This window comes from Massilia sp. 9I (assembly GCF_902506415.1).
In the GTDB taxonomy this organism is placed as follows: Bacteria; Pseudomonadota; Gammaproteobacteria; order Burkholderiales; family Burkholderiaceae_D; genus Telluria.
The window spans coordinates 3,770,800-3,782,987 of record NZ_LR733275.1; the positions used below are offsets into that span (position 1 = coordinate 3,770,800).

Genomic DNA, 12,188 nt, shown 5'->3' on the forward strand with positions numbered 1-12,188 from the left:
GGAGTCATGGGCGCCAGTGGCGCGCATGACGGCTTTACGGCTGCGGAATTAGGATGCTCTATCTCTGGGTTAGCGTTGAAACCGTCGTTCCGGCGAAGGCCGGAACCCAATTTCGTGGCAATGCGTTAGCCCAAGCGCTCGGCGCCTGCCACCCCGTCGGCCACGCGGAACGCAGCCAGTTCTGCGATGGCCGATTTTGCATTCTGCACGTCGTCCAGGCCCATGAAGTGGCTCAAGGTCTCCTTCGGCGTGACTTCCATCAGCATGTAGCCGCGCCGGTCGCTGCGCCCGTACAGCATGTGCGGATTTCTGCCTACGTGCTCGTCGGTGCGCGCCTGCGGGCGCGAGCTCGAGGTCACCGAGGTGCCGACGAACTCGGTGGCCACCACCGCATTCTGCTTCGACACCGGCTTCGAGAAGTCTGGCCGCAGCGAAGTCGTATAGAAGCCGTGCACGTCGCCGGCCAGTACCAGCGGGTTGTGCGCGCCGTGCTTGACGATGGTGTCGAGCAGGCGCCGGCGCGCCGCGGGATAGCCGTCCCAGCCGTCGGTCCAGAAGCGCCCGTCCTCCGGCGTCACGATCGGCACGCTGCTCGACTGCGCCATCAGGGTCTGCTGCGCCAGGATGTTCCATTTCGCGCGCGAGGTCGCCAGGCCGGACTCGAGCCAGGCTTCCTGTTCCGCGCCAAGCATGCTGCGGCGTGGATCGCGCAATGCTTCGCAGGCGCGCGCGAACACGGCGTTCGAGCCGCCGCGCGTGGCCGACTTGGGGCAGGCCTGCGGCGAGCGGTACTGGCGGTCGTCGAGCACGTGGAAGCGCGCCAGCCGGCCCCAATCGTAGCGCTGGAACATTTCGACAGAAGTGAAACCGTCGCGTACTACCTTCGGCAGGCGCAGCGGCATGTGTTCGTAGAAGGCCTGGTAGGCGGCCGCGCGGCGGGTGGCGAAGTCGCGCGCCAGGCGCTCGTCGCGCAGGCCGCCGTAGTCGTTGGCCACCTCGTGGTCGTCCCAGGTCACGATCCAGGGCGCGGCAAGGTGCGCCGCCTGCAGGTCCGGATCGCTCTTGTACTGCGCGTAGCGCTTGCGGTAGTCCGCCAGGGTGAAGGACTCGTCGCTGCGCACCACCTTCTGCGGATGGCGCAGCTGGTAGGGGCCCCACTCGTAGATGTAGTCGCCCAGGAAGGCGACCAGGTCGGGACTGGCCTGCGCGATGTGGCGATGCGCCGCGTAGCTGCCGAATTCCCAGTGCTGGCAGGAGGCCACCGCCAGCTTGAGCCGGGCCGGCATGTCCTCGCGCGCCGGGGCCGTGCGGGTACGCCCGACCGGGCTGACGGCGTCGCCCAGCATGAAGCGGTACCAGTACCAGCGGCCGGGCGCCAGGCCTTTCACGTCGACGTGCACGCTGTGGGCGAGCTCCGGCGTGGCGACGGCGGAGCCCTTCGCTGCGATGTTGCGGAAGGCCTCGTCCTGCGCCACCTCCCAGCGCACGCTCATCGCCAGCGGCGGCGTGCTCTCGGCCTTGAGCGGGTCGCTCAGGACGCGGGTCCACAGGATGACCGAATCGGGCAGCGGCGAGCCAGAGGCGACGCCCAGGCTGAAGGGGTAGGGGCCTTTCGCGGACGAGGCGCAGGCGCTGAGGCTGGCGCTGGCCAGCGCCGCCGACAGCCTTGCGGCGTCGAGCAGGAACAGCCGGCGCGCCGTCATGCTCTATTGGTGCGAGATCAGGGAATCGAGCGGCGGCAGCTGGCGCGGCTTGCGGTCCGGGCCGGTGGCGACATAGGTGAGCGTCGCTTCAGTGACCTTCACCACGTCGGCCTGCAGGCGGTTGCGCTCGGCATAGACTTCGACGCAGACGGTGATCGAGGTGTTGCCGACCTTGACGATGTCGGCGTAAAAGGACAGCAGGTCGCCCACGAACACGGGCTGCTTGAACAGGAAGGAGTTCACGGCGATGGTCGCCACGCGGCCGTTCGCGCGGCGGGTGGCCGGCAGCGAGCCGGCGACGTCGACCTGGGCCATGATCCAGCCGCCGAACACATCGCCGTACACGTTGGCGTCGGACGGCGCGGGCATCACGCGCAGTTCCGGCATCTTGCCTTGCGGCAGGCGAGTGGGAGAAGGGGAGGCGGCATTTTGTGGCGTGGTCATCTTGTTTTCTCGGTAAAAGCTACAATCGTCCCGAATTGAACCATAAATCCCCAAGCCCTGCCATGCGACGTACTCCTGCTTCAAGTGTCCCTTTACCGCCCGATGCGAAGGGCGTGCCGCGCAACGACTGGGCCACGCTGCGTACCCTGTTCCCCTACCTGTGGGTCTACAAGTGGCGAGTGCTGGCCGCGCTCGCCGCGCTGATCGGCGCCAAGATGGCCAACGTCGGCGTGCCGCTGGTGCTCAAGCGCCTGATCGACCAGCTCGCGATCGATCCGAAAGACCCGCACGCGCTGCTGGTGCTGCCGCTCGGCGCCCTGGTCGCCTACGGCCTGCTGCGCCTGTCCACCACCGTGTTTACCGAGCTGCGCGAATTCCTGTTCGCACGCGTCACGCAGCGCGCGGTACGGACCATCGCCCTGAAGGTGTTCCGCCACCTGCACGCGCTGTCGCTGCGCTTCCACCTGAACCGCCAGACCGGCGGCATGACGCGCGACATCGAGCGCGGCACGCGCGGCGTGAACTCGCTGATCTCGTATTCCCTGTTTAACGTGCTGCCGACCCTGGTCGAGATCACGCTGGTGCTGGGCTACCTGGTGCTCAACTACGACATCTGGTTCAGCGCCATCACCGCGGTGGCGCTGGCCAGCTATATCGCGTTTACCGTGATCGTGACCGAGTGGCGCACGCACTTTCGCCGCACCATGAACGAGCTCGACTCCAAGGCGAATACCAAGGCCATCGATTCGCTGCTCAACTACGAAACGGTGAAGTACTTCGGCAATGAGGAATATGAAGCCAAGCGCTACGACCAGGGCCTGCAAAGCTACGAGAACGCGGCGGTGCGCTCGCAAACCTCGCTGTCCTTCCTGAACACCGGCCAGTCCCTGATCATCGCCACCGCGGTGACGCTGATCCTGTGGCGCGCGACCGAAGGCGTGATCGCCGGGACCATGACCCTGGGCGACCTGGTGCTGGTGAACTCGTTCATGATCCAGCTGTACATCCCGCTGAACTTCCTGGGCGTGATCTACCGCGAGATCAAGCAGAGCCTGGCCGACATGGAGCGCCTGTTCTCGCTGCTCGACCAGAACCGCGAAGTGGCCGACAGCGCGGGCGCGCAGCCCCTGGTGACGCGCGGCGCGCAGGTCGAGTTCTCGCACGTCGAGTTCAGCTACGAGGCCAAGCGCCAGATCCTGTTCGACGTCGATTTTTCCATCCCGGCCGGCACCACCACCGCGGTGGTGGGCCACAGCGGCTCGGGCAAGTCGACCCTGTCACGCCTGCTGTTCCGCTTCTACGAAGTGAACGGCGGCGCGATCCGCATCGACGGCCAGGACCTGCGCGCCATCACCCAGGCCTCGCTGCGGGCCGCGATCGGCATCGTGCCGCAGGATACGGTGCTGTTCAACGACAGCATCGAATACAACATCGCCTACGGCCGGCCGGGCGCTTCGCACGAGGATATCGTGGCTGCAGCGCGCGCCGCCTCGATCCACGACTTCATCGAGAGCCTGCCGGACGGCTACCAGACCATGGTGGGCGAGCGCGGCCTGAAGCTGTCGGGCGGCGAGAAGCAGCGCGTGGCGATCGCACGCACGCTGCTGAAGAACCCGGCGATCCTGATTTTCGATGAGGCGACGTCGGCGCTGGACTCCAAGTCGGAGCAGGCGATCCAGGCGCAGCTGAAGGAAATCGCGAAGGACCGCACGACCCTGGTGATCGCGCACCGCCTGTCGACCATCGCGGATGCCCAGCAGATCATCGTGCTGGATCACGGACGCATCGTCGAGCGTGGCACGCACCAGTCCCTGCTCGCGGCACGCGGGCTGTATCAGCAGATGTGGGAACGGCAGCTGGCGCGGCCGGATGAGGAACTGGCGTCGCCGCCGTTGGAGATTGCGAAGTAGATCGTTGCGTTTCGCTGCAGGGTGTTCTTTGCCACCACAGGATGAACCGTCATCCCGGCGCAGGCCGGGATCCAATTCCGTTGTGGAGTGAGGACGCATGCAGTATCGGTACGCATGCAAAATTGGATTCCGGCCTTCGCCGGAATGACGGTTTCTAAGCTAACAAAGGAAGGAAGTATGCGGATCAGTAGGTATAGAACATCCGCTGAATGTCCTTGGTATTGCTGGTCTTCGTCAACGCCAGCATCAGCAGGATGCGCGCCTTCTGCGGGCTGAGCGTATCCGACACCACGAAGTCCAGCTGATCATCATTGGCCTCGCCATTCCTCGCCACGATGCCCTGGCCCACGCGCGCCGAGCGCACGATCACGACACCCTTTTCACGCGCGGCGATCAGCGCCGGCTTGGTCTTGGCAGGCAAGCTGCCGTTACCCACGCCCGCATGCACCAGGCCCTTGGCGCCGGCTGCCACCAGCGCCTTTACCGCCACGTCGCCCACGTTCGCATACGCATAGGCCACGTCCACCTGCGGCAGCGCATCCAGCTTCGTGATGTCGAATTCGGTCTCGGTCGTGTGCTTGCGCGTGACCTCGCGGTAGAAGAACGGCTTGCCGCCCTGGATGTAACCGATCATGCCCAGCTCCGCGGTGCGGAAGGTGTCGGCGGTGGTGGTGTTCGACTTGGTGACGTCGCGCGCCGCGTGGATCTGGTCGTTCATCGCCACCAGCACGCCCTTGCCGATCGCAGCCTGGCTGCCGGCCAGGTTGACGGCGTTGTACAGGTTGATTGGGCCGTCCGCCGACAGCGCGGTGGACGGGCGCATCGACCCGACCACCACCACCGGCTTCTTGCTCTTGACCACCAGGTTCAGGAAGTAGGCCGTCTCTTCCAGGGTATCGGTCCCGTGCGTGATGACGATGCCGTCCACGTTCGGCTGCGCCAGCAGGGCGTTGACGCGCTTGGCCAGGATCAGCCAGTGCTCGTTGCCCATGTTCTCGCTGGCGATCTGGAACACCTGCTCGCCCGTGACATTGGCGACCTTGGTGATTTCCGGAACCGCCTGGATCAGCGACTGCACACCCACGGTAGCGGCGGTATAGCCGACCGTGGTGGTGCTGGTGGCGCCGGTGCCGGCGATGGTGCCGCCGGTCGCCAGGATGGTCACGTTGGGCAGTTTGGCCGTCTGCGCCTGCGCCGCCGAGGCGAGCAGGAACAGAAAGGCGAACAGCGCCGTCATGGCGCGGGTGAAACCTTGGTGCAGCATGTGATACTCCTTCAATAGAACTCGTTACGGCTTCTTGTAGACGACGCCGTCCTTCATGACGAACCTGACCTGCTCGAGCAGTTTCACGTCCTGCAGCGGGTCGCCTTCGACGGCCACGATGTCGGCGGCGAAGCCCGGCTCCACTTGACCCAGGCGTGCGGACTGGTCGAGCAGGGTGGCGGCGTGCAGGGTCGCGGCGCGGATCGCCTCGATCGGTTTCATGCCCGCTTCGACCATGTAGCCGAACTCCTTGGCATTCTCGCCGTGTGGGAACACGCCGGCGTCGGTGCCGAAGGCGATCTTCACGCCGGCCTTGTGGGCGCGCGCAAACGTGGCCTGCAGCTGCGGGCCGATCGCGGCAGCCTTCGGGCGCACCAGGTCGGAATAGTAGCCGTCGATCTTGGCCTTGTCCGCCACGTAGCGGCCGGCCGAGATGGTCGGCACGTACCAGTTGCCGGTCTTCTTGAACAGCTGGATGACTTCGTCGTCCATCAGGGTGCCGTGCTCGATCGAGTCGACGCCGGCGCGCAGCGCGCGCTTCATACCTTCGGCGCCGTGCGCGTGGGCCGCGACACGGAAGCCGTAGTCCTTGGCGGTGCTGACGATCGCCTTCAGCTCGTCCTCGGTGTACTGCGAGTTCTGGCCGTTGGCAGCCTGGCTCAGCACGCCGCCGGTGGCGGTAATCTTGATCAGGTCCGCGCCTTCCTTGTAGCGCTGGCGCACGGCCTGGCGGCCTTCTTCGGGGCTGTCGATCACGCCCTGTTCCGGACCGGGGTGGCCCACCCGCTCGCTCAGGAAGTGCGACAGGTTGTTGGTCGGGTCGGCATGGCCGCCGGTGGTGGCGATCGATTTACCCGCGGTGAACATGCGCGGACCGGGGACTTCGCCCGCGTTGATGGCGCGCTTGAGCGACACGTTCAGGCCGTCGGCCGCGCCGAGGTCGCGCACCGTGGTGAAGCCCGCCATCAGGGTGCGGTTTGCATACTTGACCGAGCGGTAGGCCATGTCCTGCGGATCGGCGGTGAGGCGGTCGCGGTAGGCGTCCACCACCGGCGCGGTTTCGCTGGTCAGGTGCACGTGCATGTCGATCAGGCCCGGCAGGCAGGCATGGCGCGACAGGTCGACGTTGCCCGCGGCCTGGGTCATCGGGCCGACCGATTTGATCACGCCGTTCTCGACCACGATGCTGACGCGCTCGCGCCAGGTGCCGCTCTTCACATCCAGCAGGCGGCCGCAGTCGACCGTCTGGGTGGCGGCGCTGGCGCCCGTTGCAACCAGCAGCAGGCCTGCCATGTACAGCTGTTTCATGTCTCGCTCCTCATTATGGTTATATGAAAAAGGCCCTCCATCACTGGAAGGCCTTCGGTACTGAAGCTAGGTATGTGCGCTCAACGCAGCGGCGCGACCGCCGGATCCTTGTTCGGCTCGGCCAGGTCGCCTTCCCACTTCGCGACCACCGCGGTGGCGATGCCGTTGCCGATCACGTTGGTGGCCGAACGGGCCATGTCCAGGAAGTGGTCGATGCCCAGCAGGAGCAGCAGGCCGGCTTCCGGGATGTTGAACTGGGCCAGGGTGGCAGCGATGACGACCAGCGAGGCGCGCGGCACGCCGGCCATGCCCTTGGAGGTCAGCATCAGCACCAGCATCATGGTCAGCTGGGTCGAGATGTCCAGTTCGATACCGTAGGCCTGGGCGATGAACACGGCGGCGAAGGTGCAGTACATCATCGAGCCGTCCAGGTTGAACGAGTAACCGATCGGCAGTACGAAGGCGGCCAGGCGGTTCTTGACGCCGAAGCGCTCCAGGCCTTCCAGGGTTTTCGGGAAGGCGGCTTCCGACGAGGCGCAGGTGTAGGCCAGGATGGTCGGTTCCTTCAGTTCGTTAATCAGGCGCAGCACGCGCGGGCCGAGGAAGGCCATGCCGATCAGGATCAGGACCACCCACAGCAGCACGATGCCGAGGTAGAACTCGGCCATGAAGATGCCGTAGGTCGAGAGCACGCCCAGGCCGCTCTTGGCGATCACGCCGGCCACCGCCGCGAACACGGCGATCGGGGCGAAGTTCATCACGTAGCCGGTGACCTTCAGCATGATGTGGGCGACGCCGTCCACGGCGTCGATCAGCGGGGTGGCGCGCGCGCCCACGGCCGCGGCGGCGGTGCCGAAGAAGATCGAGAACACGACGATCTGCAGGATCTCGTTCTTGGCCATGCCTTCGACGATCGAGGCAGGCACCAGGTGGGTGATGAATTCCTTCAGCGTCAGGCTGGAGGTCGCAATGCCCGAGGACGTGCCGATCGGCGGCACCGCGCCGGACAGCGCCATCGCGTCGCCCGGACGGAACAGGTTCACCAGGACCAGGCCCAGGGACAGCGAGATGATGGAGGCGATGATGAACCAGCCCAGCGCCTTGACCCCGATGCGGCCCACTTCCTTGGCGTCGCCCATCTTGGCGATGCCGACCACCAGGGTCGAGAACACCAGCGGCGCGATGATCATCTTGATCAGGCGGAGGAACAGGGTCGTGACCAGCGACATGGTATCGGCGAAGCCGGCCGGGTTGGCGAAGTTGGTGTTGGCCACGTAGCCGACGACGATCCCGAGCACGAGGCCGATCAGGATATAAGTAGTCAGGCGGTTTCGTTTGGTGGTCATAAGTGCTTCCTGCGTTCCTGTGTCAGGACCTGTGCAAAGCCCGCGGCAGGGGATAACGCTGTCGCGGGTGGAGTTATCGGGGCGGTGCGCTGGCTCGGAAGAAGAACGGCCAGATCTGGAGAATAATGCAAGTTTCGCAGTATCCTAGGCGTTGGAAATGCTGTCAAGCATGCTTACATCCTGCGCGTTCGCGCGCGGCGAAGCACAAACAAATACAGGCACCAGATGATCGAAATCGAGAATGTCAGCAAGTGGTACGGCAGCTTCCAGGTGCTGCGCGATTGCAGCACCCATGTCGCGCGCGGCGACGTGGTGGTGGTGTGCGGGCCTTCGGGATCCGGCAAGTCCACCCTGATCAAGACCGTCAACGGGCTGGAGCCGTTCCAGGAGGGCAGGGTCGTGGTCGACGGCGTCTCGGTGGGCGATCCGGCGACCAGGCTGTCGCAGCTGCGCGCGCGCATCGGCATGGTGTTCCAGAATTTCGAACTGTTCCCGCACCTGTCGGTGCGCGACAACCTGACCCTGGCCCAGGTCAAGGTGCTGGGACGCAGCAAGACCGATGCGCTCGAGCGCGGCCTGGCCTACCTGGACCGGGTCGGCCTGCTGGCGCACAAGGACAAGTTCCCGAGCCAGCTCTCTGGCGGCCAGCAGCAGCGCGTGGCGATCGCGCGTGCGCTGTCGATGGACCCGGTGGCGATGCTGTTCGACGAACCCACGTCGGCGCTCGACCCCGAGATGATCGGCGAGGTGCTGGACGTGATGGTGGGGCTGGCGCAGGAAGGCATGACCATGATGGTGGTGACCCACGAGATGGGATTCGCGCGCAAGGTGGCGGACCGGATCGTCTTCATGGACCACGGCAGCATCGTCGAGGACCGCCCCAAGGAGGACTTCTTCAATGCGCCGCAGTCGGAGCGGGCGCGCGAGTTCCTGGCGCGGATCATCCATTAATTCATCCACTGCAAAGCACAACGGCGCCCGAGGGCGCCGTTGTTCATGTCGCGTTCAAGCGATTACGCCTGCTTCTGCTTGCGGCGGCGCGAGCCTGCCAGGGCGGCGGCGCCCAGCGAGAACAGGGCGATCGATGCCGGTTCCGGGACGTCCCAGCCGATGGCGTCGAACATCATCAGGTCCATCTGGCTGATCGCCAGCAGTTCGCCGCGGGCCGCGGTCGGGTCCAGGATGCCGATGCCGCGGTTGTCCTTCCAGTGGCTGGCCTGCTGGCCGTCGCCGTTGGTGCGGCCGTTCGAGAAGATCGACAGGGTGGTAGTGCAGTTATCCAGCGAGAAGAACTTGTCGCGGTTGTCGGCAGACCAGTCGATGTCGGCGCCGGCGGCTTTGCTCGCAGGCGAGCAGCGGAACACGTCAGCCGGTGCGATGTAGGTGAACAGGGCATCCGAGAAGCCGCCGCTACGGTTCAGGTCGAGCGTATCGACACCGCTGATGAAGCCCAGTGCATGGCCGATTTCGTGGGTGGCCACACCGATGAAGTCGATCATGCCGGCGCCGATGCCGTCGGTCGGATCGAAATCGAAGATCGAGGCGAAACCGCTGCTGAAGGAGATCGAGCCGTCCGAGCGCTTGTCGCTGTCAGGGATCAGGCCGAGGGCGCGGAAATTCGCCCAGGTCGCGCGGATGGTGCGGTTGTTTTCGTTGCAGTTATTGTCGACGAAGGTCGCGATATTGCCGCTACCTGCCGGATTGATGCCGGTGCCATTCATCATCACACTCATGCACGGACCTGCCGGCAGGTTGGCAATCGCCGCGAGGTCGGTGGTGGTCTTGGCATCGTTGATCAGGGCCTGGCGGAAGCCGGCGTAGCTGACGGTGCCCTGGGTCGAGCTGGTCGAGCCGAGCACGCCCGGGTTCAGCGCCGCGAAGGCGATGTTCAGGTTGACCTGCACGTTGTCGTGCAGGACGTTCTGCCAGCGGTTGGCTGCGGTCTGGAAGCCGGCCAGTGCGCGCGCGTCCATTGCCGGGTCGTAGGTGAAGTTAATCGTCAGCGCCTGGGCCGAGCCCGCGTACGCGCATGCCAGCAGTGGAACAATCTTCAGCAGGTTTTTCAGGGTTTTCATGAGTCTCTATTTCCGTATATTTGAAATTATTCTTGGCGACATCCTCGAGCCACTCGCCATGCCACTGAATCGGCTACTTTTCTATAAGCAAGTTTCAGGCCAGAAATTTTAAGGTATTGTTTATTAAAGGAAAAATTTTTCCGAGTGGAATGCCGCACCGCACAATGTAAAATATTCCGTCAGGACAGAATTGTTTCCGTGTATGTACAGACGTGGCGTCGAGTGCGTCACAGACAGTGGCTCCGGTAAAATGTCGGCATCCGCAATCCGAGAGCCGCCATGTCCATCATCGAAACCCCCGACACCATCACCATCACCCGCCCCGACGACTGGCACCTGCACCTGCGCGACGGCGCGGCGCTGTCCAGCGTGCTGCCGCACAGCGCGCGCCAGTTCGCGCGCGCGATCGTGATGCCGAACCTGAAGCCGCCAGTCACCACCACCACCATGGCGAGCGCCTACCGCGAGCGCATCCTGGCCGCGCTCCCTGAGGGCGTGTCCTTCGAGCCTTTGATGACGCTGTACCTGACCGATAACACCGATCCGGACGAGATCCGCCGCGCGATGGATTCCGGCTTCGTCCACGCGGTCAAGCTGTATCCGGCCGGCGCCACCACGAACTCGGACGCCGGCGTCACTGACCTCAAGAAGTGCTACAAGACTCTCGAAGTGATGCAGGAAGTCGGCATGCCGCTGCTGGTGCACGGCGAGGTGACGGACAACGACATCGACCTGTTCGACCGTGAGGCCGTGTTCATCGAGCGCGTGATGCGCCCGTTGCGCAGCGCCATGCCGGCCCTGAACGTGGTGTTCGAGCACATCACCACCAAGGAAGCGGCCCAGTATGTGGCCGAGGCGGAAGGCCCGATCGCGGCCACCATCACCGCCCACCACCTGCTGTACAACCGCAACGAGATCTTCCGCGGCGGTATCCGTCCTCACTACTACTGCCTGCCGGTGCTCAAGCGCGAGGAACACCGCCTGGCGCTGGTCACCGCCGCCACCAGCGGCGACGAACGCTTCTTCCTCGGCACCGACTCGGCGCCGCACGCAGTACACACCAAGTACGCGGCCTGCGGCTGCGCCGGCTGCTACACCGCGCTGCATGCGATGGAGATGTACACCGAAGCCTTCGCCCAGGCGGGCGCGCTCGACAAGCTGGAAGCCTTCGCCAGCCTGAACGGCCCGGCCTTCTACGGCCTGCCGGTCAACCAGGGCAGCATCACGCTCAAGCGCGAAGCCTGGACCCTGCCGGAGACCGTGCCTTTCGGCGAGCACCAGCTGGTGCCGCTCAACGCCGGCGAGACCATCAACTGGAAGATGGTGGACTGAGCATCGACATGCTGTCGCAGATCGACTGGCCGCGCCCGTGGTACGACGCGGTGCGGCCGGCCTTTGAACGGCTGGCGCTGGAGGGGAGCGACTTCGTTGCTGCCTTCAACCACAATGCGGCAGCAGCAGGCCTGCGCAACCACCAGGGCCTGCCGCTGCGTTTCGTGCCCCAAAGCGCGTTGCCGGACGGTAGCGCCTACGAGGAATTCATCGGCGCCACCGGCCAGGTGCCGACGCGCGACAACCTGCACGACTTCTTCAACGGGTTGGTATGGCAGACCTTCCCGCTCATCAAGCGCCAGCTCAACGCCCTGCAGGCGGCCCAGATCGCCCAGGCCGGCGTCGGCAAGTCGCGCGGCCCGGCGCGCGACGCCGCCACCATCTTCGACGAGAACGCCGCCCTGCTGGTGGTGCGCGACAGCAGCGCCGGACATGCACTGGTGGACCAGCTGCGCGGCCACCAGTGGCTCGCCGCGCTGCATGAAAAGCGCGCCGTGTTCGAACGCGATGTGCGACTCTGGCTGTTTGGCCACGCGCTGATGGAAAAGCTGGTGGCGCCGCGCAAGGCCATCACCGCACATACGCGTGTCATCTTTGTCGGCGATGATGTGCTTGCCCTGGCGCCCGGCGCCCAGCGCGCCTGGCTCGACGCTTACATCGCGGACGGGCTGGCCGCCGAAGGACTGGCCACCTCGAGTTTCACGCCGCTGCCGGTGCTCGGCGTGCCGGGCTGGTGGCAGGAGCAGGACGCGGCGTTTTATCTCGATACGACGGTGTTCCGTCCAAAACGACAAACCTGAAAGGAC

At 65.2% G+C, this 12,188-nt stretch carries 10 protein-coding genes; 4 read left to right on the forward strand and 6 right to left on the reverse strand.

Annotation, left to right across the window (positions count from 1 at the left end):
* Positions 1 to 125: 125 nt before the first annotated feature.
* Positions 126 to 1,703, reverse strand: a complete 1,578-nt coding sequence (locus GV068_RS16890) for an alkaline phosphatase (protein WP_159700273.1) — start codon at positions 1,701 to 1,703, stop codon at positions 126 to 128.
* Positions 1,704 to 1,706: 3 nt separating this feature from the next.
* Positions 1,707 to 2,147 carry an acyl-CoA thioesterase gene (locus GV068_RS16895; protein ID WP_159700276.1) on the reverse strand — a complete coding sequence of 147 codons (441 nt, stop codon included), beginning with the start codon at positions 2,145 to 2,147 and terminating at the stop codon, positions 1,707 to 1,709.
* Between the two features lie 62 nt (positions 2,148 to 2,209).
* Here GV068_RS16895 and GV068_RS16900 point away from each other — a divergent pair, with 62 nt between their 5' ends.
* Positions 2,210 to 4,057 carry an ABC transporter ATP-binding protein/permease gene (locus GV068_RS16900; protein WP_159700279.1) on the forward strand — a complete coding sequence of 616 codons (1,848 nt, stop codon included), beginning with the start codon at positions 2,210 to 2,212 and terminating at the stop codon, positions 4,055 to 4,057.
* Between the two features lie 184 nt (positions 4,058 to 4,241).
* Here the strand turns inward: GV068_RS16900 and GV068_RS16905 are convergent, their stop codons facing one another.
* From GV068_RS16905 to GV068_RS16915, 3 genes are all read right to left on the reverse strand, one after another.
* Entirely contained in the window at positions 4,242 to 5,321 is a 1,080-nt protein-coding gene (locus tag GV068_RS16905; protein WP_159700282.1) for a type II asparaginase, read from the reverse strand.
* A gap of 24 nt (positions 5,322 to 5,345) precedes the next feature.
* Positions 5,346 to 6,629: an amidohydrolase family protein gene (locus tag GV068_RS16910; RefSeq protein WP_159700285.1), complete on the reverse strand. Its 1,284-nt coding sequence runs from the start codon at positions 6,627 to 6,629 to the stop codon at positions 5,346 to 5,348.
* A gap of 80 nt (positions 6,630 to 6,709) precedes the next feature.
* Positions 6,710 to 7,975: a dicarboxylate/amino acid:cation symporter gene (locus tag GV068_RS16915; protein WP_159700288.1), complete on the reverse strand. Its 1,266-nt coding sequence runs from the start codon at positions 7,973 to 7,975 to the stop codon at positions 6,710 to 6,712.
* Between the two features lie 225 nt (positions 7,976 to 8,200).
* Between GV068_RS16915 and GV068_RS16920 the strand changes: the two genes are divergently transcribed.
* Positions 8,201 to 8,926 (forward strand): amino acid ABC transporter ATP-binding protein, encoded by a 726-nt coding sequence (locus GV068_RS16920; protein WP_159700291.1) that lies wholly within the window; start codon positions 8,201 to 8,203, stop codon positions 8,924 to 8,926.
* A 62-nt stretch (positions 8,927 to 8,988) separates the two neighbouring features.
* Here the strand turns inward: GV068_RS16920 and GV068_RS16925 are convergent, their stop codons facing one another.
* Positions 8,989 to 10,050 carry an NF038122 family metalloprotease gene (locus GV068_RS16925; protein WP_159700294.1) on the reverse strand — a complete coding sequence of 354 codons (1,062 nt, stop codon included), beginning with the start codon at positions 10,048 to 10,050 and terminating at the stop codon, positions 8,989 to 8,991.
* Positions 10,051 to 10,329: 279 nt separating this feature from the next.
* Between GV068_RS16925 and pyrC the strand changes: the two genes are divergently transcribed.
* Complete coding sequence (gene pyrC / locus GV068_RS16930; protein WP_159700297.1) at positions 10,330 to 11,382, forward strand: dihydroorotase; 1,053 nt, start codon at positions 10,330 to 10,332, stop codon at positions 11,380 to 11,382.
* A gap of 8 nt (positions 11,383 to 11,390) precedes the next feature.
* Positions 11,391 to 12,182: a DUF3025 domain-containing protein gene (locus GV068_RS16935; protein ID WP_159700300.1), complete on the forward strand. Its 792-nt coding sequence runs from the start codon at positions 11,391 to 11,393 to the stop codon at positions 12,180 to 12,182.
* Positions 12,183 to 12,188: the final 6 nt, after the last annotated feature.

Bases quoted from the DNA above. Each gene is read 5' to 3' on its own strand.
- pyrC (WP_159700297.1), top strand. From the start codon at position 10,330: ATGTCCATCATCGAAACCCCCGACACCATCACCATCACCCGCCCCGAC.
- GV068_RS16925 (WP_159700294.1), bottom strand. From the start codon at position 10,050: ATGAAAACCCTGAAAAACCTGCTGAAGATTGTTCCACTGCTGGCATGC.
- GV068_RS16890 (WP_159700273.1), bottom strand. From the start codon at position 1,703: ATGACGGCGCGCCGGCTGTTCCTGCTCGACGCCGCAAGGCTGTCGGCG.
- GV068_RS16935 (WP_159700300.1), top strand. From the start codon at position 11,391: ATGCTGTCGCAGATCGACTGGCCGCGCCCGTGGTACGACGCGGTGCGG.
- GV068_RS16905 (WP_159700282.1), bottom strand. From the start codon at position 5,321: ATGCTGCACCAAGGTTTCACCCGCGCCATGACGGCGCTGTTCGCCTTT.
- GV068_RS16915 (WP_159700288.1), bottom strand. From the start codon at position 7,975: ATGACCACCAAACGAAACCGCCTGACTACTTATATCCTGATCGGCCTC.
- GV068_RS16910 (WP_159700285.1), bottom strand. From the start codon at position 6,629: ATGAAACAGCTGTACATGGCAGGCCTGCTGCTGGTTGCAACGGGCGCC.
- GV068_RS16900 (WP_159700279.1), top strand. From the start codon at position 2,210: ATGCGACGTACTCCTGCTTCAAGTGTCCCTTTACCGCCCGATGCGAAG.
- GV068_RS16920 (WP_159700291.1), top strand. From the start codon at position 8,201: ATGATCGAAATCGAGAATGTCAGCAAGTGGTACGGCAGCTTCCAGGTG.
- GV068_RS16895 (WP_159700276.1), bottom strand. From the start codon at position 2,147: ATGACCACGCCACAAAATGCCGCCTCCCCTTCTCCCACTCGCCTGCCG.